Here is a 26,194-nt window from a genome sequence, read left to right on the forward strand (position 1 = left end):
GTCCTCAAGTCAGTCGTTCAGTGAGAGTGATGGGGCGTGCGCAGCACGGCCGTCTCAAGTGTCAGAATGCGCAATGCGAGCGACAGCGCGAGGTCGAGCACGTCGCGCGAAAGCCGAGCCGGGTCCCGCACAGCGTCGGCGGGAAGGACGCCGTCGAGGGGCTCAAGCCCGGCATTGCGTCGCAAAGCGCGTCCGGTCGCGCGCAGAGCCTCGCCAACAAGGGCCCGGGCGGCGCGATCGGTAGGGTCGGACGGACGTTCGGCCTCGAGGCGCGCGGCGATTTCGGTAAGGCCGACGCCTCCACCTGTCAGGGTGCCGCCAGTTCGCGCCGAGCGCACCGAAGCAAGCGCACGTGCCATCCGTGCGCGCAAATCGGGTTCGGTCCTGTGCGGACCGATGAAAAGCTCGACCCAGCGTCCCGAGAGGCGGGCGTGGCGCCGTTGAGCATGTTCGCGGTCGAGAGCGAGGTAGCGGTTGCGCTCGATTTCGTGGGCGATGTCTTGAAGCCGCCGCGCGATGGCCGCGGCGTCGCCGGCGGGGGCGGAGAAGGTCACGTGATCGCCGCTGCGCCGGAACGCCTCTGCCGCACCGAGATGCTCAGGCGTGAGCGTGTCGAGTGTCTGGCCGGTCTCGTCATCCACGAGGGTCGCGCCGGTCGCGACCGCGAGGTCCCGCAGGATTTCGGCGGCGCGCGGGCCCTTGTCGCGGGGCGTGATCGCGGCTACGCGCAGTACGCCAGCCTGCCGGTTGCGCTCCAGAAGCTGCTTGGCGGCGCCCTCGAGCCCCCGCGCCGCGATCAGCAGCGACTTGCCGCTCTGGGCGAAACCTTCGATCACGGGGGCGAGGCGTTTGAAATCGGTCAGGATGTCGTTGACCACCAGAACGTGAACTGCATCCATATGCGTCAGCACCCCCGACAGGAGCGGCTCCACATCGGCGGAAAAACCTTCGACATGATCGAGGCGCAAGCCGGGCTCCGGCTGGTCGCTCAGTTCGACATGACCCTCGGCCCCTGCAAGTTCGAGCGCGCGGTCCAGGGCATCGGTCGCGTCGGGGGGGAGGGCTGCAGCGGCGAGGATACCTTCGATGTTGCTCGTGTCCTGCGTGACGGCAGCGAAATGGCGCGTGATCTCGGGGCGCAGCCCATCGACCGAGCGGATAAGATGCGAAGGATGCACACCCGCGGCGACGGACCGGCGTCCGGCAGCCAAGGCTGCGCCGGTCATCACGGCCATGCGCGAGGTGCCGTCGCCCAGATCGCGGTCCGCCGACACCAGCGCTTCCCGCAGAAGCACCTCGCTCGTCCCGTCCGCGCAGAAATGACGGGCGATTTCCGTGCCGGTGGTGGCGCGTCGCACGCGCGTGCCAAGGGTATAGAGCGCCGCGCGCCCGTCGGGGCCGAGCTTGGCCGCAATCGCGCGCAGAACCGGCGCGAGATCGTCCGTCAGCTCCGCCTGAAGCGCGTTGCCCGATATGATGCGTACGACGGTCATTCGGTGGTCAGCCTCGCCTCGTCCGTGAGAACCTGATGAACCGCCTTCGCGACCGCGATCGCGTTCGGCGTGTCGGAATGGACGCAGATGCTTTCGGCGACGACCGACACGTCCTTGCCGCTCACGGCGGTGGTCATGCCTTCGAGCACGGCGCGACGGACTTTCTCGGCGACGGCCTCAGGCGCAACGCTCTCATGCTCGCGCGAAATGATCTGGCGTCCGTCGTCATCATAGTCGAGATCGGCATAGAACTCGCAGTTGAAAGGGATTCCGCGTCGGGTGAACACCTCCGACATGCAGCAGTCGGAATAGGCGATCACCGGCAGGCCGAGTGCTTCGGCCGCATCGGCGACGCCTTCCGCGACATGCATCTCGTTCTGCGCCATTCCGAAGAGCGCGCCGTGCGGCTTGATGTGCGAGAGCGAAAGGTCTTCGGCCGCGGCCAGCGCCTGCAGTGCGCCGGTCTGATACATGATGAGCGCGTAGATCTCGTCGCGCCGCATCTGCATCCGCCGCCGCCCGAAGCCCTCACGGTCGGGCAGGCCGGGGTGGGAGCCGACATTGATGCCGGCGGCCTTCGCCTTGCGCAGGGTGTCGCGCATGACCACGGGATCGGAGGCGTGAAAGCCGCAGGCGATGTTGGCATGGGTGACGAAGGGCATGCAGGCCGCGTCGTCGCCGAACGCGTAAATCCCGAAGGACTCGCCCATATCGCAATTGATCGTCACCATCTTTGCCTCCAAATGATATATCATGTATCCTATAACGACGATATCACCACCTTGTGTCAAGTTAATCTTTCCCAAGGGGAAGCAGGTCGGGGCCGAAAACGTATGGCGCCTCTTTGCGTCGCAAACGAAAATCGCGTGACGAGAGCGAATCTGGGCGGGTGGCTGTTTTTTTGGGCAGGGCAGGGATGTCGGCAGCGAGGCGGGTGGGGCGCGGTTTGGTCGCCGGATGCTGCCGGGGCATTTTGCGCAGGGCCTGCTGCGCAAAAAAGAAGGGCGGCAAGATGCCGCCCCGTTGGGTGTCTACTTGGGTTCTGGCCGGGGTCGCGCTCAGGCCCCCTCGGTCAGCGGCATCAGCGGAAGCAATGCTTTCGCGGCAATGTCGATGTCCTGCCGCATGAACCGACCCGCTGCTTCCGCGTCGCGCCGCTCGATCGCTGCGAGGATATTGCGGTGTTCGTCATTGGCGTGGTGTTTGAAGTGCTCATCGTCGAAAAGGCCGGTAAAAACTGGGCCAACCTTTAGCCATAAATCATTGATAAGCTGCAGAAGTTCCGGATTGTTCGCGCGGCGGTAGACGGTGAAGTGGAATTCGCGGTTGAGGGTCAGATAGCCCGCGGAATCATGGCGTTTCGCGACCTCTTCCACTCGCGCGGTCAGCTCCGAGAGCTGTGCGATTTCCTCCTCGGTAAACTTGTCGACGGCCAGTTCCGCCGCCATTCCTTCAAGCGCTGCTCGGATTGGCATGAGCTCGCGAAATCGTCTCTGGGTCATGCGGGGCACCACGATCGACCGATTCGGCAGCACCGTCAGAAGGCGCTCGGCGACGAGCCGTTGAAGCGCTTCGCGGATCGGGGTGGCGGAGATTCCGTAGTTCGCCGCGAGCGTGCGGATGACCAGCGGCTCCATCGGGATAAAAAGGCCCTCCTGCATCCCGTCCCGGATCGCGTGATACGCCTGGTCGCTCAATGACTGGTGCTCAATCTTCTTCACTCGAATGCCTTTCGCTGCGCGTGGTCCGCTTCCCAACTTGGTATCTTACTTTGTGTCGACGGGTAAAGGCCGTTGACGCTAATTGATATATCATATACTCCAACTGAGGAAGATCCAGCGGCAAAGTCGCGCGGATGCGTCGAAAAATAGCCGAGAGGAGAACAGGTCGAATGCTTCACGAAGCTCTGCGATTCTATCCCGGAGGAGATCGCGCGATCGAGGTCGAGCTGGGTGACGGGATGGATTTCACCATCAACTTCATCGTTCACCGACTTGTCGCTGCCGTACGAGAGGCGCGGATCGCGGGCCTTGTCGATCTGATCCCCGAGCTGGCCTCGTTCCAGGTGAACTACGATCCCGACCGTATCTCCTACGAAGACCTGTGCCACGAGATCGAAGCGCTTTATGCGGAGATGGGGCGCGGGGTGACGGGAACGCTCGCAAGTCGGCTGATCACCATTCCTGTGCTCTATTTCGATGAGAAGACGGAAGCCTGCGTCGAAGACTACCGCAAGGACTATCCCGAGAAGACGCCCGATCCCGAGTTGATCTGCGAGTTGAACGGGTTGCCGGATCGTGCCGCGCTGCGCCGCCGTCACGCCTCGACCGAATACTGGGTTGCGGCGCTCGGCTTCTGGCCCGGTCTGTGCTCGTTGCTCGCCCTCAATCCCACTGCGCGGATCATCGCGCCGAAATACAATCCGCCGCGCACCCATACCCCGAAAGGGGCGGTCGGTCTTGGTGGTGCGTTAACCTGTATCTATCCGGACGCGACGCCGGGCGGCTATCAGCTTATCGGCCATACGCCGGCGCCGACCTATGACGGGGCGCAGCGGCTTCCCGACTTCAGGGACAGTCTCGCGCTGTTCCGGGCTGGCGACCGGGTTCGGTTCAAGCCCGTCGAACGCGATGAATACAGCGAGATCGAAGCGCGCGTCGCCGAGGGGACGTTCCGTCACGACATCGTCGATTACCAGGTCTTCTCGGTCGACCGCTATCTCGACTGGGCCAAGGCGCAAGAGGAGGCCTCCAAATGAGCCGCACCATCACCACGGTGAAACCGGGTCTTCAGACCTGCGTGCAGGAGCTTCCGGGGCGCGAGGGCTTTCTGGAGCAGGGGTTCCCGCTCTCGGGGCCCTTCGACGCCTGGTCGTTCCGCCAGGCCAATATCCTTGTCGGTAATGACCGCGACACTGCTGCGCTGGAGTGCCAGTTCATGGGGCCGACCCTGACCTTCGATGCCGACATGCTGATCGCCGTCACCGGCGCGGACATGTCGCCCGCGCTCGATGGCGCGCCGATCCCGATGTACGCGACCGTCGCGGTCACGGCGGGCCAGACGCTGACCATGGGCTTCGCCAAGACCGGCGCGCGGGCCTATCTCGCGGTGTCCGGCGGGATCGCGACCGAGCCGGTTCTGGGTTCGCGCGCCGTGTTCCATCAGGCGGGCGTCGGCGGTCATGCCCTCATCGCGGGTCAGACGCTGCCGGTCGGCGTCTCGGAGACGAGCGCCCTCTACGTTCTGCCCGAATCCGCGCGCCCGGTGATCGGCACCGACCGCGTTTGGGAGGTCGAGGCGCTGTGCGGGCCGAATGACGACTGGCTCGACGAGGCGACGATCGAGATGTTCTTTTCGACCGACTGGCAGATTCAGACAAAGAGCAGTCGCACCGGCATTCGCCTGACCGGCCCGGATTTCGGGTTTTCCGACAAGGCTTTGAACAAATCCCCGGATCACGGGCAGGACCCGTCGAACATCATCGACCACGGCTATCCGATGGGGGCTGTGAACCTTGCCGGTCAGACGCCGATCATCCTCGTTAATGACGCGCCGAGCACCGGCGGCTTCATCAACCCCTTCACCATCGCGAGCGCCGCATTCTGGAAGTTGGCGCAGGCCAAGCCGAACGAGACCCTGCGTTTTCGCCGCGTGGACCGCGACGGCGCAGCGGCGCTGCGGGCCGAAATCGATGCAAAAACCAAACCCGAGATTCTGCAAAATGCCTGAAGCGATGATGACAGACGGCTCTGCGGTCGACCAAGACTCCCTTCTGGCTGGGCTGTTGGCCAGCGCACCGCCGCGGCTGACGCCGGATCAGGCCCAGACGCTTTTGCATGATCACTGGGGGATCGACGGTTCCGCACATGAAATCGCCTGCGAGCGGGACCAGAATTTCCGCATCGTGACCGGGACCGGGCAGGACTATATCCTGAAGATCTCGAACGCGGTCGAGGACCCGCTCAATACCGAGTTCCAGACCGCGGCGCTGCGCTGGGTTGCCCGGGTCGATCCCGAGCTTCCGCTGCCGCGCGCGGTCGCCGCGCTCGACGGTGCGTTCACGCAGCGGCTAGAGCTGCCGTCGGGGCGCACCAGCGTGGTGCGGGTTCTGTCCTGGCTTGACGGCACTCCGCTGCATCACGTGCCGATGACGGCGCGGATGCAGTCCGGGATCGGCGCGATGACGGCGCGGCTGGGCCGGGCGCTCGAAGGGTTCGACCATCCGGGTGCGCGCCATGAACTGCTGTGGGACATCCAGCATCTCCCGCGCCTGCGCCCACTGACCGAGAGCCTCGGCGAGGATGCGGTGGCGGATGCGGTGCGGCGCGAGCTCGATCATTTCGAGGCGCAGGTTGCCCCTGCGCTCGGCGGTCTGCGCCGTCAGGTGATCCATAACGACATGAACCACCACAACATCCTCGTGGATGCGAGCGAGCAGGACCGGATCACCGGCATTCTCGATTTCGGCGACATGGTGAACACTTATCTCGCCATCGATGTGGCCGTCGCCGCCTCCTATCTGGCGAGCGAAGACGATCCGCTGGGCGCCATCGCGCGTCTCGTGGCCTCCTATCACGCCGTCCTGCCGCTCGAGCGCGAGGAGGTGGAGCTGCTACGCGATCTGACAGTGGCGCGCCTCGTAGCCTCGATCACGATCACCAACTGGCGTGCAGCGCGCTACCCCGAAAACGCTGCCTACATCCTGCGCAACAACGGACCTGCCCGCACGGCGATGGCCCGTTTCGCGACCCTTCCCACACAGGACGTGACCCGGGCTTTGCTCAGCGCGTGCGATATGGAGTGAACGCATGAATATTGACACCGGCATGGTGAACGCCTTCCAAGAAGGCGCCACGGATCTCGACCCTGAAACGCGCGAGATGATCGAGCGGCGCAAGGCGCTGCTTGGTCCGGCGTATCGTCTCTTCTACGACAAGCCGTTGCATCTCGTGCGCGGCGAGGGGGCCTGGCTCTTCGATCAAGAAGATAACGCTTATCTCGATGCCTATAACAACGTGACCTCCATCGGCCATTGTCATCCCAAGGTGGTCGAGGCGATCGCGACGCAGGCCGGCATCCTCGCGACCAACACCCGCTATATCCACGGCAGCATCCTCGATTATGCGGAGCGGCTTCTCAACACGATGCCGGACGAGATCGGGCACATGATGTTCACCTGCACCGGGTCCGATGCCAACGACCTCGCCGTGCGCATCGCGCAGGCCTATACCGGGGGGCTCGGGATCGTCGTGACGGAGACGGCCTATCATGGCATCACCCAGTCGGTTTCCGAGTTTTCCCCCTCGCTCGGCGCGAATGTCGACCTTGGTCCGCATGTGCGCACCGTGCCCGCGCCGGATGCCTATCGTCAGGGCGAAGACATGGCGGCGAATTTCGCCACCGCCGTCGCGGCCGCCTTCGCCGATCTCAAGCGGCACGGAATCAAGCCCGCACTCTTCATCTGCGACGGTATCTTCGCCAGCGATGGGGTCTTCGACGGGCCGCGCGGTTTCCTCAAGGGGGCGGTCGACGCGGCACACGCGGCTGGTGCTGTCTACATCGCCGACGAAGTGCAGTCGGGCTTCGGGCGGACCGGAGACGCGCTCTGGGGCTTCCAGCGTCATGACGTGGTCCCCGACCTTGTCACCATGGGCAAGCCGATGGGCAATGGCTACCCGGTCGCGGGCGTTGCCGTGCGCCCGGAGCTGGTCGAGGAGTTCGGGCGCAAGGCGCGGTATTTCAACACTTTCGGGGGCAACGCGGTCGCGATCGCCGCCGCGACCGCCGTGCTCGACGTGATCGAAGGCGAGGGGCTGACCGAGAACGCGCGCGAGATCGGTGCCTATCTTCAGGACGGGATCCGCGCTCGGGCGGAGGCCCATCCTTGCATCGGCGACGTCCGGGGCGCGGGGCTGTTCCTCGGGGTCGAGATCGTGTCTGACCGCGCCGCCAAGACGCCGGATGCGGCCGCGACGTCGGTCATCGTCAACGGTCTGCGGGAGGAACGTGTGCTGATCTCGGCCTGCTCGAAGACGCATAACGTTCTCAAAATACGCCCGCCGCTCGTCTTCACCCGAGAGAACGCAGACCAGTTCCTGGCCGCCTTCGACCGGGTTCTCGCCCGCATCAAGTAACACGAGACCAACAGGAGGCCCGATATGGCCATCACGCAAATCGAAGCTGCACTTCCGGGGCTCGTCTTTCACCGCCCGTCGCCTGAAGCCGAGCCGTTCAAGGCGCCCGGCGATGCCGTGGCTGTGGGGGATACTCTCGCGCTCGTGGAGGTCATGAAGTCCTACATTCCGATCGAGGCCGAGGTGGCGGGAACCTTCAAGGGTTACGCAGCGCCCGATGGCGAAAGCATCGAGCCGGGCGATGCGCTGTGCGAGATCGAGGTGTCCGAATGACGTCGCAGGGTTCCGGCATTAAGAAGCTTCTGATCGCGAACCGCGGCGAGATCGCCGTGCGCATCATCCGAGCAGCGCGAGATCTGGGTATTCGCACCGTACAGGTCGTTTCTGAAGCCGACCGCGATATGCTGGCCGCGCGGATGGCCGATGAGGTGGTCGTGATCGGGCCGGCGCCGGCGACGAAATCCTATCTCGACATAGACGCCGTCCTGAAGGCCGTGACCGAGAGCGGCGCGGACGCGGTGCATCCAGGCTACGGCTTCTTGTCCGAGAGCGCAGAGTTCGCCCGCCGGGTCAGCGAGATGGGCGTGACCTTCTGCGGCCCGGACGCGGCGACCATCGAGCGGATGGGTGACAAGGTAAACGCGCGCAGCGCCGCGATCGAGGCGGGCGTTCCGGTCGTGCCCGGCAGCGACGGGCGTGTCGCCGATCTCGACGCGGCGGTCGACGTGGCCAAGGGTATCGGCTACCCGGTGATGATCAAGGCCGCCGCTGGCGGAGGCGGGCGCGGTATTCGTATCGCCGAGACCCGCGAGGAGCTGATCGCCGCGCTCCCGACGGCGATGAACGAGGCGCGGGCCGGGTTTGGCGATGACGGCGTCTATCTCGAGGCCTTCATCCGCAATGCGCGTCATATCGAAGTGCAGATCCTCGGCGATGGAACCCGTGCGGTCCACCTGTTCGAGCGGGAGTGCTCCTTGCAGCGCCGCCGCCAGAAGGTCTGGGAAGAAGCGCCAGCCGTGGCGCTGCCCGAGGCCGTGCGTGCCGATCTGTGCGCCGCCGCAGTGCGCCTGGCCGAGGGCGTTTCCTATCGCGGGGCAGGGACGCTGGAATATCTCTACGACATGGACCGAGAGGCGTTCTATTTCATCGAGATGAACACGCGCATCCAGGTCGAGCACCCGATCACCGAGATGATCACCGGCGTCGATCTCCTGCGCGAGATGCTTCTGATCATGGGCGGCGAGCCGCTGTCGCTCAAGCAAGAGGATATCACCGCGCGGGGGCATGCGATTGAAGTTCGCATCAACGCCGAGAATCCTGACAAGAATTTCTTCCCCGCCCCCGGTGTTCTCGAAACCTTGAAGGTTCCGGGCGGACCGGGCGTGCGCTTCGACACCGGCGTCTGCGAGGGTGACACGATCCCTCCTTATTACGATTCACTCCTTGGAAAGCTCATCGTCTGGGACCGTACTCGCGACGGCGCCTTGGCGAAGCTGGCAGGCGCGCTCGGAGAACTTCAGATCGGTCCGAAACCGACCACAGCGAGTCTTCATGCCGCCTTGTTGATGGCGCCGGACGTCATCTCCGGCTCGGTGTCGACGCTTTGGCTCGAAGACTGGCTGGCGATGCGGGCTGAGGACATTCGCAGATCCGCCTGACGACCGGGTGGATCGCGGTCCCCGAGGAAGGAGCTCTCCGATCGCTCGCGGTGATCGGGGCGCTCTCTTGAGGGTCATTCGCCCGCGCATCCGGCGACCCGAAAGCCATCGCGACAAGCCGTATCTTCGGCTTTGAAGATGAGGCGATAATCGGCGCTGCTGAAGCTGCGGGCGCGCGTATCAATTTGCCTCACGCTTCGGAAGTGTCGGACATGGCGCGCACGCCAAGCACTTCAAGGCGTTTTGGGAGCAGGTCTCTGAGCTCACCCAGAGGTGATACACAAAACCGCAAATCGACGCGCTATGCCATTTCCGGCGCGTTTGATCTGAACGGACAGCTTCGCATAGCAGGAATTGGGACCGAGCGAAGCGAATGCCCGCTCATCGCCCAGACCTACGGACCCGTCGCGAACGGCCCAGAGCCGACGAACGCTGACGGCAGCGAATGTCAGCGTTCGTCTATCGGGCCGTCAGCGATTTTGTAACGTCCAACTCCGCCTCAGAGCCGCTGCAGCGGGATGCGCAGACTGATCGAGAGCACATGTGCGTCGTTTTCGAAGCTCAGCGGAGCAACCGGCTCATCGCCACCGGTCACCGGCGTGCTGCCACCCTTCGCGGTCCCGAAGCTGTAATAGCGATAGGACATCTCAAGGATCGCCGGGTGCTTGCCGGGAGGCGTCAGCTGGTAGGCCATGCCGATGCCGAGCGAGTAGGCGAAATCGCCATGGGTGTCGCCCGAGAAGGTCCGGTCTACGGAGGCCTTTGCGGTGTTCGTCCGCGTCCAGTCGCTGACCTTGTTGTTCGCGTAACCAAGCCCCGCCACGACGAAGGGATGAAGGCGGGAATTGACGCCCATCTGCTCGAACGGGGAATAGTAGAGGTTCCCCATCACCGCAGTGGTCGAAACCGACGCCGCGGTGATGTCGGCATGGTCGCCGCTGGTCGTGTGCGGACCGGTGGTATGGGCGGCGCCAGTCGTGAGGAAGCTGACATCGCCGCGGAAGCCGTTCATCCAGTCATAGCCGAAGGCGATCTCGCCGAAGCCAGTAGTGTCGTTGCTCAGGTTGAAATCGATTCGCGGATCGGACGGGTAGCCGGGCGGCAGCCAGTGCTCGTCGGACGGTCGGGTGTTTGCTGCCCCGAGCCCGAAGCGCACGTAAGGTCCATAAGTGACACTCGCCGTGCCGACCTTGAAGAAACTGGCCGAGTCCTGCGCCGCGGCTACCGCCGGAACTGCAAGACTGAAGACAAGGGCGCAGGCCGCGGCCCGCTTGATTGAAAAAACCATTTCGATGACTCTCCGTCCGCCTCATCCATCCGCCTGACCGGATGGTCCTGTTCCGCGACATAATGGAACTCTGGCTGCGCGCGTTGAAGAAGAAACTTCTGCCCCCGCTTCACGCAAGGGCAGAGTGTTGCTTCGGTTCCATAGGGTCTCAGCCGTCGTGACCTGCGAGAACCGCGATACGCACTGCTTCGGCTTGCGCGGCGAGGCTGGTCGCCGCCGCGCCCGTCACCGGCTGGCCAAGAATGGTCGTCACCGCCGTCACCGTGGCCGCCGTGATCGGCACCGTCTTGTCCGAGGCCGTACCGAGGAAGATCGCCTCCAGCGTTGCGGTGTTGTTCGTCACTCCGAGACTGGAAAGCGCCGAGCTGCCATCCAGCGCGTCCTTGAGAAGGGCGAGGTTCTGCAGCGGCGAGTCGATGAAGGAGACGTTGTCCCAATTCAGCGAGAGCTGGTCGATCGCCTGATCGAGCGGCAGGTTGTAGAACGAGACCATGGTCGGCGAAATCGTTGCCAGCGCTTCCTCATAGGCGCGCTGCAGCACGTGATCGGGCGAACGGGCCACGTTCAACCGCCCAAGCTCGACCTCCGGGATACCCTCTTTGGACCAGACCGGCTTGGTGCCGCGGGTGCCGGACGGGGTGCCGGCTTGCGGGCCCTTGCCCTCGGAATCTGCGCCCGGGCCGCCCTGACCCTGACCGGAAGAACCGCTGGCGCCGCCATGGCTGCCACCTTCCTCATGCGAGCCGTCGTCCTCATGGCCGCCGCTGCCATGCCCGGCCTCTCCGGTCTTGCCTTTCTTTTGGCCACCATCCGTATGATCCCCATCGGTATGCGAACCGCTATCCTGCGCAAAGGCGCGCGGCACGGACAGATGGAACGTCCCGGATGTCGGGCCGGGCTGCACGGTGAGACCCAGCCCAGCGATCAGCGCAATTCCTGCCACGGCAGTTGCGCTCTTTGCAGTCTTGCGTGTCATGACTGCCTCCTTGTTATGAGATGTTGGTCGTCTTGACCCGGACCCTGCGGCAGAGGCGGGTCCGGGTCGATGTTCGTCAGATGCGATCAGCCATGTCCGGCGAGGATCGCGATGCGCACTGCCTCGGCATCGGCGGCAAGAGACGCGGCCGCAGCCCCCGTGACCGGCACCCCGAGGATCTGCGTCACCGCAATCACCGTATCGGTCGTGATCGGAACGGTCTTGTCCGAAGCCGCGCCGAGGAAGATCGCCGCGAGCGTGTCGGCATCATTCGAGACGCCAAGGCTAGACAGCGGGGTCGACCCCTCAAGCGTCGCCTGCAGAAGGCCGAGGTTCTGCAACGGGGAGTCTATGAAGCTCACGTTGTCCCAGTTCAGGGAGAGCTCCTCGATCGCCTGGTCGAGCGAAAGGTTGTAGAACGAAACCATCTCGGGCGAAATCGATGCGAGCGCTTCTTCATAGGCCTGATCGAGCACATGTTCCGGCGAGCGCGCGACGTTCAGGCGCCCCAGTTCGACTTCAGGAATCCCTTCCTGCGACCAAGTCGGCTTGCCGCCGCCGGAGGAGGAGGGCGCGCCTGCTTGCGGCCCCTTGCCGTCGGAATCTTCGCCCGGCCCGCCTTGGCCCTGACCCTGAGATTGTCCGGTCTGGGCGCCTTTGCTGCCCTGACCCTGACCGCCTTGATTTCCCTTGCCGGTCCCTTGGCCGCCGGACTCCTGTGCATTGGCCGCGAAGCTGAACGGACCGGCGACCGGTGCTTGCCATGCGATCGCAAGTCCCAATGCCGCAGCAAGAGCGACGAGCGATACGCGAGACTTGTTCGTGAACATTGAATTACGCATTTCCATATCCTCCTCCGTGTTGACGCCTTCGCGTCGAAGCAAGAAGAACATAGGAGGAGGGATTCCTCTTTGATCGTAGTCAATGAGATGTATGTTTCCGGATGCCTCTCACACCACCTGAGAAGTCGCGTCATCACCATCGTGACGCATTGGCAGAGGGCACGGGACCGGTGATCCGGGCGCGCGCCGCGACCGGCAGCGAGCCTGCGTCGCTGCCGGTCGTGTCTGGCGAAGCGGACGTCCGTTTCCTGCCGATTTCCATCAGAGCGTCGCGGTCGGCCCTGAGCGGACATTTGTCCAATCAACAGAGAATGTCGGCTTCCCGTCATGGAAACTGATGGGACGTGTCAGCCTTCACGGTCATCCTCGAGGATTTCGAAACGCGCGCACTCTAAACCAAAGCGACGCCTGCGAAATATTCATGCAGATGCAGCAGCGCCAAGTAGGCCACGAGGCCAAGCGCCGCACGCCCGAGATCGGCCAGCGTGAGCCCTGCAAAGGCGGGAGCCGCTTTCGTCCAGCGCAGCGTCTGGGTCCAGACCTCCGGACCCATCTCCCGGCGGCGCTTGCGGTCGATCAGTCGCATCCCGAGCAGCGCGAAACCTCCAAGCGCCCCGAACAGCAGCACATGCGCCAGGTCGCCGTTCGGCAGAAGGTGTAACCCGGCCCAGCCCGCGAGGCCCAGCAGCATCGGGTGGCGATGCAGCCGAACGATGCCGGGGCGGTCGAGGTCGAACTCCTTGCGGCGACTGCCGCCGAAGGAGAACGGGTTCGGGTGGCCGAGCGCGACGGCAAACCAGATGCAAACCAGCGCCATCCCGGCCCGGGTCGCCTCCATCGCCCAAAGGGTGGTGGGCCACAGGTAGATCGGGTCCGGCCATGCGGCGGCGCGGATCAGGATCAGCAGCATCGCCGTGGACAGAAGCGAATAGCCAAGCCCGAAGCCTGCGGGTCCGAAGGCCGCTATCAGCCGCGCCTTCACCGACGGGCGCGTCGGGATCGAATGGCTCGCGAGAAAGGCCGCGAACACCCCGCCATATGCCAGCCACATCATTGCGCCCTCCGTCTGGGTTGCCACAGCACCGGAGCATAGAGGATCGCGAAGCCGAGGAAAGCAGCGCACCACGCCGCGCCGGAGACCGAGTAGAGAGCGCTCAGGCCAAGCCATCCCGCGAGGAGCCGCACGATCGTCGCGACGAAAAGGGCGGCATAGACCGCGACGGTTCCGGGGCTGGCCTCCAGCGGGCGGCCTGTATGGCCAAGCGAGGCACGGCTCATCACCGCGAGCGTCATGCCGCCAAGCGTGCCCGCCGTCCATAGATGCAGCGCGGTGGCCGGAGTGAGGGCGCCGGGGAACAGGATCGCGACCCCAAGCGTCAGCGCCCCGAGCGGCAGGCAGATATAGGCCAGATGCAGCACGAACAGGATCGGCGCGCGCAGCGTCAGCCCGCCTTTCCAGCGCCAGAGCCGCGCGAGATGCAGCACACCGGTCGCGAGTAGCAGCGTCGCGGTCAGCCCCGCCTCGGGCAGGGCGACCCAAGCCAGCAGCGCCGCACCCGCAGCGACCATGGCGATCTTGTCGAAGCTTTGCATCGGCGGGGCAGGGCGCGCCGGATGGTTCTCCTTGACCAGCCAGTTGCGCGTGAAGGAGGGGGTGATCCGCCCCCCGATCAGCGCCACCATCATCAGCACGGCGGCAAGACCCAGCCGCATTCCGATGCCCGCTGCCGCATAGCCGCCCTGCGCGGCTTCTATCAGGAACAGAAGGTCCGCGAGGGTGAAGACGCTCAGCAATCCCAGCACCGGCAGGTTGCGCCAGTTCTTCCCCGCCACGATCTCACGCAGCACGACGCCGCCAAGCGCGAGCGGGAAGGCGAGATCGAAGCTCGCGACCAGTGCGAAAGGCAGATGCGCCGAGGCCAGCAACCCCAGCCGCCCGAGTGCCCAGAGCGTGACCAGCCCAAGCAGCGGCCAGCCCACGACCGGCAGTCGTCCGGTCCAGTTCGGCACCGCCGTTAGCAGAAAACCCGCAATCGCCGCGCCGAGATAGCCGAAGAGGAAGGCATGGGCGTGCCAGCTGACCGGGTCGAGCCGCGTCGGCAGCTCGATCAGCCCGGCAAGCGCGGGCACCCAAAGCGCCATCGCCAGCGCGGCCCAGACGGCACCGAAAAAGAAGAACGGACGAAAGCCGCCCGACAGCAGCGCCGGGCCCTGCCAGCGGCGTATCTGCTCTGCGGAAGATAGGGCCATGATCGGCTCCTTTCAGCTTTCGGCGGCGTCCATCAGCCGCCGGATGTGACATGCGAAGGCGTAGGTCGCGGGCACGGCGACCACCGCGCCCAGACCCAGCGAGACGACCGGCGTCGCGACCGGCAGCCCGAGCCACGATCCGATGAGCGAGGCGAAGAACACGTTGACCGCGAAGGCGCCCCAGCCGAACGGGTAGAGCAGCAGCGCGATCCGGGCGGGGGACCAGCGCGCGTTCATCGCCGGGCGACCACCCGCGCCACCACCGCCAGCGCCGCGATAAGCGCCAGCGTGGCCAATGCGAACCAGAACTCGGCTGTGGCCGATTGCGCCTGCGGGATCGGGCGATCGAAGCTTGCCGCCTGTGCAGCGGCCGGGGCGAGGGCAAGAAGAAGGGGCAGTTTGCGCATGTCAGGTCTCCTGTGTGAGCGAGCGGTAGATGTCGGGCAGGGCGCGCAGTAGCCGTTCGGGCCGAGGCAGCAGGGTGAAGCCGCCGCGCCCGAAAATGCGCGCGAACCAGTCCTGCCCGTCCTCGTCGATGATGACGCCGTGCAGGCTCTGGCCCGCGCGCCGGGCCTCGCGCACGGCCATGTGGCTGTCCTCAATGCCGTGCTGGCCTTCGTAATGGTCCAGATCGTTGGGCTTGCCGTCGGTCAGCACGATCAGCAGTTTGCGGCTGGCGCTCTCCCGCGCGAGCTGCGCCGAGACGTGGCGGATCGCGGTCCCGAGGCGCGTGTAATGGCCCGGGCGCAGCGCCGCGATATTGGCATGGATCGGCGGCGCCATCGGGGCCTCGAAGCCTTTCACCCGCGTCAGGAACACCCGGTCGCGGCGGAGCGACGAGAAGCCCCAGATCGCGAAACGATCGCCCGCCGCATCAAGTCCCTCGGCCAGCGCGGACATCGCCTCGCGCGCGATGTCGATCACGCAGCTGTCGCCGATCGCGGCCTCGGTGGAGCGCGAGGTGTCGATCAGGAAGGCGACGGCGAGGTCGCGTTCCACCTTGCGCAGGCTTTGCCATATCCGGTCGCTGCCCCGCCCGGTCGCGGCGAGATCGGCGCGGCTGGCGATGACGGCGTCGAGATCCAGCTCGGTCCCGTCGATCTGGCGCGGGCGCAGGATGCGGCGCGGTTGCAGCGCCTCGAACTGGCGGCGCACGGCGCGGATATAGCGCGGATCGGCGCGGAAGGTTTGCGTGGCCTCGGGTCGCGCGGGCGCGTCGAGCACCCGGCAATGGCCCTCCATATAGGCGCGGCTGCGGTGGTTCCATTCGGGATAGACATGCGCGCCCGCCAGCGCCTCGTGCTCTGCCTCGGCGGGCGAGAGGTCGAGATGCAGCCGCAGCCGCGTCGCGGCCTTGCGGTCGTGGCGGGTCAGGGTGATCTGATCCTGATCCTCGGCGGCCTTGGCGGCGTTGTCCTCGTCATCGTCGTCGACCGAGCGATTGACGTTGAGCGCCTCGACCCAGGACAGGATCGACTCGAAACGGTGGATGATGAAGCTGTCGCGGCGGCGCGCCTGATCGAGATCGCGGCGCTCGCCATGCTTGCGCTGCGTGCTGGCCATCGCGGTCGGGGCGGAGGCGGGGGCATCGGCCTCTTCCGAGGCGGCACTGCGGCCCGCGGTGTTGGGGGCAAAGCGCAGCCAGATCGGCACCGGGGCCAGCGGCATGTAACCGCGTGCGCCCTCCGCCGTCTCGGGCAGCGGGGCGCGGGTGCCGTCGGCGGAGAGCTGGTCGCAAAGCGCCGCTTCCAGCGCGGCCTCCGCCGCCGGGCGCGACAATCGGCGTCGACCTGCGAGGGTGAGCGCCGCCATCTCGCGGTAGGGCGCGCGCAGCCCGATGCAGCGGCGATAGGCAAGATCGCAGACCCGCGCATTGGCGCGGATCTGCGCGCAATCCATCGCCGGGCCGTCGGTTTCGGGCAGTTCGGGCATCGCGTCGCGGCTGAGCGCCGCCAGCGCGGTCAGCCAGAAATAGGCGGCACGGTTGAGACCAGACCGGGGGAAGACATCCATCACCGGCGGCAGGCGCAGCCGCGCGCCGTCGAAGCGTGCGACGCGCTCGGTCTCGCGCCCGGCGCCAAGGCGACGCCGGACGGGTTGGCGGTGACAGACCGGAGTGACCGGGGCCTCGACGATCTCGACATCCGCGCCGCCGCCAAGCGCGCGCAGCAGCAGCGCGAGCGAGGGGCGCAGCGCAGCCAGCTCGACCGCGGCGTCGGGATGGCGATTGTCCTGACCTATATCCTTGGCCAGATCGTGCCAGATCTCGCCTACGGTTTCCTCGGGCTCCATCAGGTCCATCAGTTTCATGACGTACTCCTCAGCCGTAGATCGTGGCGATCAGGTCGCGCAGAGCCTGCTGCACGTCCGGCTCGTCGCTGAGCGCCTGGACCACGGCGGTCTCCAGCGCCTCCTCGATCGCGATGCCCGCGCCGATCAGCCGCGCGGCATAGACCAGAAGCCGGGTCGAGACGCCTTCCTCCAGATCCATGCCCGAGAGCTTGCGGATATGCCCGGCGAGGCGCACCAGCGGCACAACCTGCGCCACCGGCAGGCCCGTCTCGGCGGTGATCACGCGGGTCTCCGCCTCGGGTTCGGGGAAGTCGAAGGCGATCGACAGGAACCGCTGCCGGGTCGAGGGTTTCAGCCGCTTGAGCACGCTCTGATAGCCCGGGTTGTAGGAGGCCACGAGCATGAAGCCTTCGGGGGCCACCAGCTCCTCGCCGGTGCGGTCGATGATCAGGCGGCGCCGCGAGTCGGTGAGCGGGTGCAGCACCACGGTCACGTCCTTGCGCGCCTCCACCACCTCGTCGAGATAGCAGATCGCCCCTTCGCGCACTGCGCGGGTGAGCGGTCCGTCGACCCATTCGGTCTCGCCGCCCTTCAGCAGGTAGCGCCCGATCAGGTCCGCCGCCGACAGGTCGTCATGGCAGGCGACGGTGTAGACCGGCTTGTTCAGCCGCGCCGCCATATGCTCGACGAAGCGGGTTTTGCCGCAGCCGGTCGGCCCCTTCAGAAGAAGGGGCAAACCGTTGTCATGGGCGCGCTCGAACAGGGCGCATTCGCGACCGGTGGGGTGGTAGTAGGGGAGCTGTGCATTCGTCATGTCGAGGGACATCGTCATTCTCCTGCCACGGGGGTTGCGGGGCCGGGGGCGATGACTTCACGCCGACGCACCACGACGAGCGAGTAGATGAACAGAAGCGCCCCGAGCACGACCGCCGCCCCCGCGCCGAAGCGCATCAGGTAGAAGATCGACAGGCTGTCCTGCACATCCATGTAGTAGTCGCCCACGACCCGCTGCATGTGGGTCTGGATCGTGCCCGCGAAGGTCAGCACGAAGGTCATGAAGGCCATGCCCCCGGTCATCAGCCAGAACGCCCCCATATTGAGCACCTGGTTGTAAGGATCGCGCCCACGCAGCATCGGCATCGCATAGGTGAAGACCGCGAGGTTGAGCGCCACATAGGCCCCGTAGAAGGCGAGGTGGCCGTGCGCGGCGGTGATCTGCGTGCCGTGGCTGTAGAAGTTCACCCCATGCAGCGTGTGCAGGAAGCCCCAGACGCCCGCGCCGAAGAAGGCCACGGTCGATGAGCCCAGCGACCACAGGAGTGCTGCCTTGTTGGGGTGGTTCTTGCGGCCCTTCCAGACCATCACGAAGGCGAAGGACATCATCAGGAAGAACGGGATCACCTCGAAGGTCGAGAAGATCGAGCCCACCCATTGCCAGTAGCCCGGCGTGCCGATCCAGTAGAAGTGGTGCCCGGTGCCGAGGATGCCGGAGAACAGCGCGGTGGCGACGATGACATAGAGCCATTTCTCGACCACCTCGCGGTCCACGCCGGTCAGCTTGAGCATCAGGAAGCCGAGGATCGCGGCCATCACCAGCTCCCAGGTCGCCTCTACCCAAAGGTGGACAACCATCCACCAATACATCTTGTCGAGCGACAGGTTGTCGGGGTTGATGAAGGCGAAGATCCACAGCAGGCACAGCAGCCAAAGACCCATCAGCAGCACATTGGTGATCGCGGTCTTGCGACCCGCCAGCACCGTTAGAGAGATGTTGATCAGGAAGATCACGGCGGCGACGAGAATGCCGAACTTCACCCATAGGGGCTGTTCGAGAAACTCGCGCCCGCCATGGATGCCGACGAGGTAGGAGCCGACCGCGCCCAGCGTCCCGATCATCAGGATCGCGAGTTGCAGATAGGCGAGCTTGACCGAGAAAATCTCGCGCTCGCTTTCCTCGGGCACGAGGAAATAGGCCGCGCCGAAGAAGCCCAGCAGCAGCCAGACGATCAGCGCATTGGTGTGAATCATCCGGATCACGTTGAAGGGCAGGATCTCGGAGAGCGTGTTGGGCGAGACATAGATCCAGCCGGCCAGAAGGCCGCCCAGAACCTGCACGCCGAACAGCAGCATCGCACAGTAGAAATAGGCTTTCGCCACGGATTGGGATTGGTATTTCATCGGTTTCTCTCCTCAGCCCGCATCATTGGGCGGCCAGCCCTGCGTGTCGGTTTGATCGGCCCAGCGGAGGAATTCCGCGAGCGCGCGCATGTCCTCTTCGTTGATGTCGAAATGCGGCATCTGGCGGCGGCCCTCGATGCCGGAGGGTTGCGCCGCGATCCAGGCGTCGAGCGTCTCGTAAGCGCCCTGCGGGTCGTCGGCGACACCCCAGCGGGTCATCACGTTGCCGACCTCGGGCGCGAAATAGGCGCCTTCGCCATGCAGCGTGTGGCAGTTGATGCAGGAATTGCGTTCCCACACGCCCTTGCCGCGTGCGATCTGTTCGGTCAGCGGCGCGGAGGCGGTGGAGTTGTTCACGATATAGAAGTGGCTCTGCGCGGTCAGTGCGATGAACACCAGCACGAAGAAAATGGATCCTCCGTAAAAGATGTTTCGCGCCCGCGACTTGGTCAAGATTTCAGCCATTGGGGCCTCCCTTGGGGGTCAGTCGATGGCCCGAGGGATAGCGGCGTTCGCAGTTGGGAAGTTTGCGCCAGCACAACGTTTGATTGGATTGCCGGGATTAGCTTGGTCAGCAGAGAGGTCCCACCATGTCAAAAGCCAGCTGGAAGAACCCCGATGCCACGCTCGACGCGCTGATGCGCGATTGGCCTGCCACGATCGAGGTATTCATGCGTCACAAGATGCTCTGTGTGGGCTGCCTCGTGAACCCGTTCCACACGATCGACGATGCCTGCACCGAGTATCGGCTGAATCTCGACGATTTCATCGCCGAGCTGGACGCGGCTATCGTGGCACCTATCGAGACGGCGAAGCCTCGCCCCGGCAAATGAGCACCAGACGGTGCGCATCGGTGACGGTGATCCGCTTGCGGCGGCTCGCGACCACTCCCTGCTTCTCCCACGCGCTCAACAAGCGCGAGACCATGTGCAGCGTCGTCGCGGTCATTTCCGAGAGATCCTGCCGGGTGATCGGGAAGTCGATCTCGATCCCGGTCTCCACCTTGCGCCCGGTCTGATTGATCAGGCGCAGGAGCGAATTGGCCACCCGCTGCTCGACCTGCTGGGTCGCCATTTCGACGATGCGGTTGTTCATCTCGCCGATGCGCTGGCCGACGGTCTTGTAGGTCTCAGAGGCGAAGCCGTCATATTGCGCCACGAACTGATCCCAGAGCCGCATCGGCCAGCCGAGCACGATCGCCTCCGAGGCGGTGACGGACGTCGCAGGATAGGTCGTGCGCCCAAGCGCCTGCGCGATCCCGAAGAGCTGCCCCGACGGGATATGCAGTGCGATCACCTGCTCGCCGGTCGGCGTGATCCGCATCACCCGGATATAGCCGTCGAGCAGCATGTAGAACCGCTCGGCCGGAGCGCCTTCCTCGAAGACCGCCACGCCCTCGTCGAAGCGGCGCACGCTGGCGAGGTCGAGAATCTCGCGGATCTGCCGCTTCTCCAGTCGGGAGAAAGGCGGCATCGGCGTCAGCAGGCTCTCGTCGAGCCTGGGCATCGTCTTGCGGGGGGTAGGCGCGCTCATGTCCTCTCTAAACACAGGCCTCCCGACGCGTTCAATATCAAACATCACGCGGTCGCGAGCGCGCCGTCAAAAATTCTCGCGGCGTTGTGAGAAAGCGCCAAGAAGTTTGCGCCAGAACAAAAAGCCGCGGGCCGAACCTCGTTAGACAGGGGGCAATTCAAGGATCCACGAAAGGACGAAAAGATGATCCGCACCCTGATTTCCGCTCTCGCGATGACCGCTCTTCTGAGCGGGGCGGCGAGCGCCGAGACCCACGAGGTTCACATGCTCAACAAAGGCGAAAAGGGCATGATGGTCTTTGAGCCCGCCCTCGTGAAAGCCGCTCCCGGCGACACGATCCGCTTCATCCCGACCGACAAGGGGCACAACGCCGAAAGCATCGACGGGATGATCCCGGACGGGGCCGAGGGCTTCGCCGGCAAGGTCAACAAAGAGGTCGAGGTGACGCTCGACACCGAAGGGCTCTACGCCGTGCGCTGCAAACCGCATTACGCGATGGGCATGGTGATGGTGATCGCGGTGGGCGACGCAACCACCCCCGACAATTTCTTCGAAGGCCGCGTGCCGAAGAAAGCCAAGGAACGCTTTGAAGAGGAATTGGGCGCGCTGTGAGCGCCCGCGGCAGGAAACGCGCGACAACTTCCTGCTACGTTTAACCAGTGGAGGCTAAAATGCCGAAATATGTCAATCCAGCTCTCGTGAAAACCAACCGCCGCAACGTGCTGCGCGGCTCTCTTCTCGCAGGCGCCGCGGCGATGACCGCGGGGGCCGGGATGGCCGGAACCGCGTCGAAACGCATGGCGCCCCATGTCGCGCCGCGCCCGGCCGCGCCGAAATTCATCCTTGCCGAGGCCGAGGCGCAGGTGGCCGCGCCCAAGGTGGACCTTTCGGGCTATACCCGCGTCCGGCAGGAGCTGGTCGCTCCGCCCTTCGCGCCCAAGCACGAGCAGGTCGCGACCGGCGGTCCGAAAATCGTCGAGATCCGGATGGAGACCCGCGAGGTCCTTCTGACGGTGGACGAGGATACCGGCGCGAGCATCTGGGCGCTGACCTATAACGGCTCGGTTCCCGGCCCGCTGATCATCGTGCATCAGGATGACTATGTCGAACTGACCCTGAGCAACCCCGCCGCGTCGCAGATGGAGCACAATATCGACTTCCACGCCTCCTCGGGCGCTCTGGGCGGCGGTGGCCTGACCCACGTCTATCCCGGCGAGGAAACGGTGCTGCGCTTCAAGGCGACGCGCCCGGGCGTGTTCACCTATCACTGCGCGCCGGGCGGGGCGATGATCCCCTACCACGTCACCCACGGCATGAACGGCACGCTGATGGTGCTGCCGCGTGACGGGCTCAAGGATGCCGAGGGCAACCCGCTGCGCTACGACACGATCGCCTATATCGGCGAGCAGGACTTCTACCTGCCGATGGACGAGAACGGCGATTACAAGACTTACGAGGTCGCCGGCGAGGACTTCGCCGACAGCGTCGAGGCGATGCGCACGCTCACGCCGACCCACTCCGTCTTCAACGGCTCGGTCGGGGCTCTGACGGGCGAGAACGCCTTCAAGGCCAAGGTCGGCGACACGGTTCTGATGGTCCACAATCAGGCCAACCGCGACAGCCGTCCGCACCTGATCGGCGGTCATGGCGACCATGTCTGGGAGAACGGCAAGTTCGCCAATCCCCCGCAGAAGGATCAGGAGACCTGGTTCATCCGCGGCGGCAGTGCGGGGGCCGCGATGTATACCTTCCTGCAGCCGGGCGTCTACGCCTATGTCAACCACAACCTGATCGAGGCGGCCCTGCTGGGTGCCACGGCCCACTTCGTGGTGGATGGTGCCTGGAACAACGCCCTGATGGAGCAGGTGACGCCGCCCCATGTGGTTGAAACCTGAGTCAGGCAGACCGGAGATGATCGCCAAACTCGCCTCGCTCGTGCCCCGTCTTTCCCTTCGGAAGGTGCTTGCGGCGGGGGCGGCGATCATCGCCCTCGGGGCCGCGTGGGGTTTCCTGCGCGGCCCCGATCTCGATTACGTGCCGCAAATGGCCGAGCGAGCGGTTAGCTTGCCTGACGGTCACGCAATCTACGTTCAGAAATACGAAGTGACGGTCGCGGAGTGGAATCGTTGCCACGCGGACGGTGCCTGCGAGCTTGCCTTACGCGCTCCGCCCGGCAGCGAGGCGACGACGACGCCAGCCACCGGGCTGAGCCATGTCGATGTCGAGCAATATCTCGGCTGGATCAATCGCAAGGCGCGCCACGACTTCCGGCTGCCGACGATTGCCGAATGGCAGTTCATGGCCAAGGACGTGCTGCCCGAGAAGGAGGATCCGATCTTCACCGATCCCGATCTGACATGGGCGTCGACCTACCTCACGAGCGGCCTCGCGCCGCGCAAGCTCTCGCCGCGGGGCAGCTTCTCGACCAGCGCCGAGGGGATCGTCGATCTCGACGGCTCGGTCTGGGAATGGACGCAGGACTGTTATGGCGGGGAGGGCGGCGGCCCCGTCGATCCGAAGAAATGCGCGGCCTTCTTCGCAGGCGGCGAGCATGTCGCAGCGATCCCGTTTCTGGTGCGAGATCCCGCGCGCGGCGGCTGCGCGGTCGGAAGCCCGCCCGCGCATCTCGGCCTGCGTCTGGTCAGTGAAACCCGGATATGATGAGAACGGACGGTCGTTCTGCGGAGCCAGGCCGAATGGCTGTTCTCAGTTGGCCAAAGTCGACACACTCTCTCCAGTCAACCTCGCATGCCTGGACCCTGGGCTCTCGCGCAGCGAACGACCGCTCCCCGCCCTTTGTCGGGCCGAGATCAATAACTGCCGATCGAATCTCTTACAGAGTAAGCGCCAAACAGAGTGTCCTCCCAGGGTGAAGCCAACCTGTTGCTCAGGAACCGAATCTGGGCCTGAAACCCTTCAAAAGAGACTGATCAGAAGCCGAGAATCTCTCGTGCCCGCCTTGTAGGCCGAAACGCCAGAAACGAAGTCTTATGGGCGTTTCGCGAAAACTTATGGGCAGCGCGAAGCATTATGCGCTGCCCTAAAAGAGCCTCAGAAGTCGAGGTTTTCCACCGTGAGGGCGTTTTGCTGGATGAACTCGCGGCGCGGTTCGACGACGTCGCCCATCAGCTTCGAGAAGATATCCTCGGCCTCGGCCACGTCTTCGATGCGGACCTGCAGGAGCGTGCGCGCAGACGGGTCGAGCGTGGTTTCCCAAAGCTGCTCGGGGTTCATCTCGCCCAGACCCTTGTAGCGCTGCAGGCTCAGGCCCTTTTCGCCCTCCTTGAGGATCGCGTCGAGCAGCTCGAGCGGGCCGTGGATGAGGATTTCGCGCTCTTTACGCACCAGCTTCGCCGGGCGGTCATAGACCTCCTTGAGCTGGTCGGTCTGGCTGCCCAGACGCCGCGCTTCGCCGGAACGCAGCACTGCGCCGTCGAGCGTGCGGACCTCTTCTACGCCGCGCAGAACGCGGGCGAGGCGGATGCCGTGATCCTGCGTCGGACGGCCCTGCCAGCCGCGCTCGTATTCCAACGCGACGAGGTCGAGACGCTCGGCCACCGAGTTCGCGACGCCCTGCGCATCGCCGTCGATCTTGCCCGGCACCATCGCGCCCGCGATCGCCGCCTGCTCGAGGATGTGATGCGGGTAATGGGTCGGGAAAGTCGCGAGGATGCGCTTGATCAGGCGCGCCTCTTCGACGACGCGCTTGAGATCCTGACCGCTTATCTCTTCACCGGTGTTGAGCCGCAGAATGGCGCCCTCGACGCCCATGTCGATCAGGTAATCCTCCAGCGCGGTCTGGTCTTTCAGATAGACCTCGGACTTGCCGCGCGCGACTTTGTAGAGCGGCGGCTGCGCGATGTAGAGATAGCCGTGCTCGATGATCTCGGGCATCTGGCGGAAGAAGAAGGTCAGCAGAAGCGTCCGGATATGCGCACCGTCGACGTCTGCATCGGTCATGATGACGATCTTGTGGTAGCGCAGCTTGTCGATGTTGAACTCGTCGCGGCCGATGCCGGTGCCGAGCGCGGTGATCAGCGTGCCGATCTGATCCGAGCTGAGCATCCGGTCGAAGCGCGCGCGCTCGACATTGAGGATCTTACCGCGCAGCGGCAGCACCGCCTGGTTCTTACGTTCGCGGCCCTGCTTGGCCGAACCGCCTGCGGAGTCACCCTCGACGAGGAAGACTTCCGACAGCGACGGATCTTTCTCCTGACAGTCGGCGAGCTTGCCGGGCAGGGAGGCCACATCCATCACCGTCTTGCGCCGCGTCAGTTCGCGCGCTTTACGGGCCGCCTCACGCGCCAGTGCGGCCTCGATGATCTTGCCGACGATCTGCTTGGCCTCGTTCGGGTTTTCCTCGAACCATTCGGCGAGCTTCTCGTTCACGAGGTTCTCCACCGCCGGGCGGACCTCGGAGGAGACCAGCTTGTCCTTGGTCTGGCTGGAGAATTTCGGATCGGGCACTTTCACCGAGAGCACGCAGGTCAGACCTTCGCGCGCGTCGTCACCGGTGAAGTCGACCTTCTCGCGCTTCGCGATACCGCTCTCCTGTGCGTATTTGGTGATCGTGCGGGTCAGCGCGCCGCGCAGACCCGCCATGTGGGTGCCGCCGTCGCGCTGCGGGATGTTGTTGGTGAAGGGCAGCACGGTTTCGTGGTAGCTGTCGTTCCACCACATCGCGCATTCGACGCCGATGCCGCGGACCTCGCCGACCATGTAGATCGGGTCCTCCATCACGGCGTTTTTCGAGCGATCCAGATATTTCACAAATTCCCGAACGCCGCCTTCGTAGTGCAGTTCGGTCTTGATCGGCTCGGCGGGACGCTCGTCTTCGATGATGATGCGGACGCCGGAGTTCAGGAAGGCCAGTTCGCGCAGGCGCTTTTCCAGCGTGGCGAAGACGAACTCACGGTTCGAGAAGGTGCCCTCGGGATCGTCTTCCTTGCTCGACGCGAGGAAACGCACTTCGGTGCCGCTCTCGTTCGGGGCGTCGCCCACGACATGGACATGCTCGACGCATTCGCCATGCTCGAACCGCGCCTTGTGGATCTTGCCGTCGCGCCAGACCGTCAGTTCCAGCCAGTCCGACAGCGCGTTCACCACCGAGACGCCCACGCCGTGCAGACCGCCCGACACCTTATAGGCGTTGCCGTCGTCGTCGGTGTTGTTGAACTTCCCGCCCGCGTGCAGCTGGGTCATGATGACCTCGGCTGCGGAGACGCCTTCCTCGGCGTGGATATCGACCGGAATCCCGCGCCCGTTATCGCGCACGGAGACCGAAGAATCCGCGTGAATTTTCACGGCAACGTAGTCCGCGTGACCCGCCAAGGCCTCGTCGATCCCGTTATCCACGACTTCATAGACCATGTGGTGCAGGCCCGAGCCGTCATCGGTATCGCCGATATACATGCCGGGCCGTTTTCTCACGGCTTCCAAGCCTTTGAGAACCTTGATGGAATCGGCGCCGTATGCGTTCTTCTTCGGGGTGTCGTCGGTCATGCCTGCCCGTCCTTTATCTGTTGCCGGTTTTATATCGGCTGGGCAGAG

26 protein-coding genes are annotated in these 26,194 nt (G+C 64.8%); 10 read left to right on the forward strand and 16 right to left on the reverse strand.

Annotated features, from left to right (window positions below):
• Positions 1-17: 17 nt before the first annotated feature.
• The 3 genes from BMI89_RS12065 to BMI89_RS12075 form a co-directional block, all read right to left on the reverse strand.
• Complete coding sequence (locus BMI89_RS12065) at positions 18-1,493, reverse strand: TCP-1/cpn60 chaperonin family protein (RefSeq protein WP_078571111.1); 1,476 nt, start codon at positions 1,491-1,493, stop codon at positions 18-20.
• On the reverse strand, positions 1,490-2,224 hold the full coding sequence (pxpA, locus tag BMI89_RS12070; RefSeq protein WP_078571112.1) for a 5-oxoprolinase subunit PxpA: 735 nt from the start codon (positions 2,222-2,224) through the stop codon (positions 1,490-1,492). The genes BMI89_RS12065 and pxpA overlap by 4 nt, the downstream gene beginning before the upstream one ends.
• A gap of 327 nt (positions 2,225-2,551) precedes the next feature.
• Entirely contained in the window at positions 2,552-3,214 is a 663-nt protein-coding gene (locus BMI89_RS12075; RefSeq protein ID WP_143593903.1) for a GntR family transcriptional regulator, read from the reverse strand.
• A 170-nt stretch (positions 3,215-3,384) separates the two neighbouring features.
• Between BMI89_RS12075 and BMI89_RS12080 the strand changes: the two genes are divergently transcribed.
• From BMI89_RS12080 to BMI89_RS12105, 6 genes are read left to right on the forward strand one after another with little or no spacing between them, the layout of a single operon-like run.
• Positions 3,385-4,251: an allophanate hydrolase subunit 1 gene (locus tag BMI89_RS12080; protein WP_158522147.1), complete on the forward strand. Its 867-nt coding sequence runs from the start codon at positions 3,385-3,387 to the stop codon at positions 4,249-4,251.
• The gene (locus tag BMI89_RS12085; protein ID WP_078571115.1) at positions 4,248-5,222 is read left to right on the forward strand and encodes a biotin-dependent carboxyltransferase family protein; all 975 of its coding nucleotides are present in this window, start codon (positions 4,248-4,250) and stop codon (positions 5,220-5,222) included. The genes BMI89_RS12080 and BMI89_RS12085 overlap by 4 nt, the downstream gene beginning before the upstream one ends.
• Entirely contained in the window at positions 5,215-6,297 is a 1,083-nt protein-coding gene (locus BMI89_RS12090) for a phosphotransferase (RefSeq protein WP_168176805.1), read from the forward strand. Before BMI89_RS12085 ends, BMI89_RS12090 begins: the two co-directional genes overlap by 8 nt.
• Positions 6,298-6,301: 4 nt before the next feature.
• Positions 6,302-7,627 carry an aminotransferase class III-fold pyridoxal phosphate-dependent enzyme gene (locus tag BMI89_RS12095; protein ID WP_078571117.1) on the forward strand — a complete coding sequence of 442 codons (1,326 nt, stop codon included), beginning with the start codon at positions 6,302-6,304 and terminating at the stop codon, positions 7,625-7,627.
• Positions 7,628-7,651: 24 nt separating this feature from the next.
• Positions 7,652-7,900 carry a biotin/lipoyl-containing protein gene (locus BMI89_RS12100; protein ID WP_246831758.1) on the forward strand — a complete coding sequence of 83 codons (249 nt, stop codon included), beginning with the start codon at positions 7,652-7,654 and terminating at the stop codon, positions 7,898-7,900.
• The gene (locus BMI89_RS12105) at positions 7,897-9,285 is read left to right on the forward strand and encodes an acetyl-CoA carboxylase biotin carboxylase subunit (RefSeq protein WP_078571118.1); all 1,389 of its coding nucleotides are present in this window, start codon (positions 7,897-7,899) and stop codon (positions 9,283-9,285) included. The genes BMI89_RS12100 and BMI89_RS12105 overlap by 4 nt, the downstream gene beginning before the upstream one ends.
• A 499-nt stretch (positions 9,286-9,784) precedes the next feature.
• Here the strand turns inward: BMI89_RS12105 and BMI89_RS12110 are convergent, their stop codons facing one another.
• From BMI89_RS12110 to BMI89_RS12160, 11 genes are all read right to left on the reverse strand, one after another.
• Complete coding sequence (locus BMI89_RS12110; RefSeq protein WP_078571119.1) at positions 9,785-10,573, reverse strand: outer membrane beta-barrel protein; 789 nt, start codon at positions 10,571-10,573, stop codon at positions 9,785-9,787.
• A 148-nt stretch (positions 10,574-10,721) separates the two neighbouring features.
• Entirely contained in the window at positions 10,722-11,549 is an 828-nt protein-coding gene (locus BMI89_RS12115) for a hypothetical protein (RefSeq protein ID WP_078571120.1), read from the reverse strand.
• Between the two features lie 86 nt (positions 11,550-11,635).
• Positions 11,636-12,391 carry a hypothetical protein gene (locus tag BMI89_RS12120; protein WP_143593904.1) on the reverse strand — a complete coding sequence of 252 codons (756 nt, stop codon included), beginning with the start codon at positions 12,389-12,391 and terminating at the stop codon, positions 11,636-11,638.
• Positions 12,392-12,782: 391 nt separating this feature from the next.
• Entirely contained in the window at positions 12,783-13,445 is a 663-nt protein-coding gene (locus BMI89_RS12125) for an NnrU family protein (RefSeq protein WP_078571122.1), read from the reverse strand.
• Positions 13,442-14,641 (reverse strand): NnrS family protein, encoded by a 1,200-nt coding sequence (locus BMI89_RS12130; protein WP_078571123.1) that lies wholly within the window; start codon positions 14,639-14,641, stop codon positions 13,442-13,444. Before BMI89_RS12130 ends, BMI89_RS12125 begins: the two co-directional genes overlap by 4 nt.
• Before the next feature lie 12 nt (positions 14,642-14,653).
• Entirely contained in the window at positions 14,654-14,878 is a 225-nt protein-coding gene (locus BMI89_RS12135; protein ID WP_078571124.1) for an NnrT protein, read from the reverse strand.
• Positions 14,875-15,048: a protein NnrT gene (locus BMI89_RS12140; protein WP_078571125.1), complete on the reverse strand. Its 174-nt coding sequence runs from the start codon at positions 15,046-15,048 to the stop codon at positions 14,875-14,877. Before BMI89_RS12140 ends, BMI89_RS12135 begins: the two co-directional genes overlap by 4 nt.
• Position 15,049: 1 nt before the next feature.
• Positions 15,050-16,951, reverse strand: coding sequence for a VWA domain-containing protein (locus BMI89_RS12145; RefSeq protein WP_078571126.1), 1,902 nt, complete (start codon positions 16,949-16,951; stop codon positions 15,050-15,052).
• 10 nt (positions 16,952-16,961) lie between these two features.
• Positions 16,962-17,759, reverse strand: a complete 798-nt coding sequence (locus BMI89_RS12150) for a CbbQ/NirQ/NorQ/GpvN family protein (RefSeq protein WP_078571127.1) — start codon at positions 17,757-17,759, stop codon at positions 16,962-16,964.
• A gap of 2 nt (positions 17,760-17,761) precedes the next feature.
• The gene (locus tag BMI89_RS12155) at positions 17,762-19,111 is read right to left on the reverse strand and encodes a cbb3-type cytochrome c oxidase subunit I (RefSeq protein ID WP_078549583.1); all 1,350 of its coding nucleotides are present in this window, start codon (positions 19,109-19,111) and stop codon (positions 17,762-17,764) included.
• A gap of 12 nt (positions 19,112-19,123) precedes the next feature.
• Positions 19,124-19,576 carry a cytochrome c gene (locus BMI89_RS12160; RefSeq protein WP_078571128.1) on the reverse strand — a complete coding sequence of 151 codons (453 nt, stop codon included), beginning with the start codon at positions 19,574-19,576 and terminating at the stop codon, positions 19,124-19,126.
• Positions 19,577-19,701: 125 nt separating this feature from the next.
• Between BMI89_RS12160 and BMI89_RS12165 the strand changes: the two genes are divergently transcribed.
• A complete protein-coding gene (locus tag BMI89_RS12165; protein ID WP_078571129.1) occupies positions 19,702-19,944 on the forward strand; it encodes a DUF1858 domain-containing protein in 243 nt (80 codons plus the stop codon).
• On the opposite strand, the gene BMI89_RS12170 is transcribed toward BMI89_RS12165, so the two are convergent.
• A complete protein-coding gene (locus tag BMI89_RS12170; RefSeq protein ID WP_078571313.1) occupies positions 19,910-20,617 on the reverse strand; it encodes a Crp/Fnr family transcriptional regulator in 708 nt (235 codons plus the stop codon). The genes BMI89_RS12165 and BMI89_RS12170 overlap by 35 nt on opposite strands.
• A 210-nt stretch (positions 20,618-20,827) precedes the next feature.
• Here BMI89_RS12170 and BMI89_RS12175 point away from each other — a divergent pair, with 210 nt between their 5' ends.
• Genes BMI89_RS12175 through BMI89_RS12185 form a run of 3 tightly spaced genes read left to right on the forward strand, consistent with a single transcriptional unit; the run spans position 20,828 to position 23,305 of the window.
• On the forward strand, positions 20,828-21,256 hold the full coding sequence (locus BMI89_RS12175; protein WP_078571130.1) for a pseudoazurin: 429 nt from the start codon (positions 20,828-20,830) through the stop codon (positions 21,254-21,256).
• 59 nt (positions 21,257-21,315) lie between these two features.
• Entirely contained in the window at positions 21,316-22,539 is a 1,224-nt protein-coding gene (nirK, locus tag BMI89_RS12180; protein WP_078571131.1) for a copper-containing nitrite reductase, read from the forward strand.
• A gap of 16 nt (positions 22,540-22,555) precedes the next feature.
• On the forward strand, positions 22,556-23,305 hold the full coding sequence (locus BMI89_RS12185; protein WP_078571132.1) for an SUMF1/EgtB/PvdO family nonheme iron enzyme: 750 nt from the start codon (positions 22,556-22,558) through the stop codon (positions 23,303-23,305).
• Between the two features lie 390 nt (positions 23,306-23,695).
• Here BMI89_RS12185 and gyrB read toward each other — a convergent pair whose 3' ends face one another.
• Complete coding sequence (gene gyrB / locus BMI89_RS12190; protein WP_078571133.1) at positions 23,696-26,146, reverse strand: DNA topoisomerase (ATP-hydrolyzing) subunit B; 2,451 nt, start codon at positions 26,144-26,146, stop codon at positions 23,696-23,698.
• Positions 26,147-26,194 lie beyond the last annotated feature (48 nt).

Origin of the sequence: Thioclava sp. F36-7, from assembly GCF_002020075.1 — a bacterium.
In the GTDB taxonomy this organism is placed as follows: Bacteria; Pseudomonadota; Alphaproteobacteria; order Rhodobacterales; family Rhodobacteraceae; genus Thioclava; species Thioclava sediminum.

What these genes read in the sequence shown, in the direction of transcription:
- BMI89_RS12150 (WP_078571127.1), bottom strand. Translation starts at nt 17,759, where the DNA reads ATGTCCCTCGACATGACGAATGCACAGCTCCCCTACTACCACCCCACC.
- BMI89_RS12130 (WP_078571123.1), bottom strand. Translation starts at nt 14,641, where the DNA reads ATGGCCCTATCTTCCGCAGAGCAGATACGCCGCTGGCAGGGCCCGGCG.
- BMI89_RS12175 (WP_078571130.1), top strand. Translation starts at nt 20,828, where the DNA reads ATGATCCGCACCCTGATTTCCGCTCTCGCGATGACCGCTCTTCTGAGC.
- BMI89_RS12120 (WP_143593904.1), bottom strand. Translation starts at nt 12,391, where the DNA reads ATGCGTAATTCAATGTTCACGAACAAGTCTCGCGTATCGCTCGTCGCT.
- gyrB (WP_078571133.1), bottom strand. Translation starts at nt 26,146, where the DNA reads ATGACCGACGACACCCCGAAGAAGAACGCATACGGCGCCGATTCCATC.
- BMI89_RS12110 (WP_078571119.1), bottom strand. Translation starts at nt 10,573, where the DNA reads ATGGTTTTTTCAATCAAGCGGGCCGCGGCCTGCGCCCTTGTCTTCAGT.
- BMI89_RS12105 (WP_078571118.1), top strand. Translation starts at nt 7,897, where the DNA reads ATGACGTCGCAGGGTTCCGGCATTAAGAAGCTTCTGATCGCGAACCGC.
- BMI89_RS12095 (WP_078571117.1), top strand. Translation starts at nt 6,302, where the DNA reads ATGAATATTGACACCGGCATGGTGAACGCCTTCCAAGAAGGCGCCACG.
- BMI89_RS12125 (WP_078571122.1), bottom strand. Translation starts at nt 13,445, where the DNA reads ATGATGTGGCTGGCATATGGCGGGGTGTTCGCGGCCTTTCTCGCGAGC.
- BMI89_RS12145 (WP_078571126.1), bottom strand. Translation starts at nt 16,951, where the DNA reads ATGAAACTGATGGACCTGATGGAGCCCGAGGAAACCGTAGGCGAGATC.
- BMI89_RS12080 (WP_158522147.1), top strand. Translation starts at nt 3,385, where the DNA reads ATGCTTCACGAAGCTCTGCGATTCTATCCCGGAGGAGATCGCGCGATC.
- BMI89_RS12155 (WP_078549583.1), bottom strand. Translation starts at nt 19,111, where the DNA reads ATGAAATACCAATCCCAATCCGTGGCGAAAGCCTATTTCTACTGTGCG.
- BMI89_RS12065 (WP_078571111.1), bottom strand. Translation starts at nt 1,493, where the DNA reads ATGACCGTCGTACGCATCATATCGGGCAACGCGCTTCAGGCGGAGCTG.
- BMI89_RS12090 (WP_168176805.1), top strand. Translation starts at nt 5,215, where the DNA reads ATGCCTGAAGCGATGATGACAGACGGCTCTGCGGTCGACCAAGACTCC.
- BMI89_RS12165 (WP_078571129.1), top strand. Translation starts at nt 19,702, where the DNA reads ATGTCAAAAGCCAGCTGGAAGAACCCCGATGCCACGCTCGACGCGCTG.
- BMI89_RS12185 (WP_078571132.1), top strand. Translation starts at nt 22,556, where the DNA reads ATGATCGCCAAACTCGCCTCGCTCGTGCCCCGTCTTTCCCTTCGGAAG.
- nirK (WP_078571131.1), top strand. Translation starts at nt 21,316, where the DNA reads ATGCCGAAATATGTCAATCCAGCTCTCGTGAAAACCAACCGCCGCAAC.
- BMI89_RS12085 (WP_078571115.1), top strand. Translation starts at nt 4,248, where the DNA reads ATGAGCCGCACCATCACCACGGTGAAACCGGGTCTTCAGACCTGCGTG.
- BMI89_RS12140 (WP_078571125.1), bottom strand. Translation starts at nt 15,048, where the DNA reads ATGCGCAAACTGCCCCTTCTTCTTGCCCTCGCCCCGGCCGCTGCACAG.
- BMI89_RS12160 (WP_078571128.1), bottom strand. Translation starts at nt 19,576, where the DNA reads ATGGCTGAAATCTTGACCAAGTCGCGGGCGCGAAACATCTTTTACGGA.
- pxpA (WP_078571112.1), bottom strand. Translation starts at nt 2,224, where the DNA reads ATGGTGACGATCAATTGCGATATGGGCGAGTCCTTCGGGATTTACGCG.
- BMI89_RS12100 (WP_246831758.1), top strand. Translation starts at nt 7,652, where the DNA reads ATGGCCATCACGCAAATCGAAGCTGCACTTCCGGGGCTCGTCTTTCAC.
- BMI89_RS12170 (WP_078571313.1), bottom strand. Translation starts at nt 20,617, where the DNA reads ATGCCCAGGCTCGACGAGAGCCTGCTGACGCCGATGCCGCCTTTCTCC.
- BMI89_RS12135 (WP_078571124.1), bottom strand. Translation starts at nt 14,878, where the DNA reads ATGAACGCGCGCTGGTCCCCCGCCCGGATCGCGCTGCTGCTCTACCCG.
- BMI89_RS12115 (WP_078571120.1), bottom strand. Translation starts at nt 11,549, where the DNA reads ATGACACGCAAGACTGCAAAGAGCGCAACTGCCGTGGCAGGAATTGCG.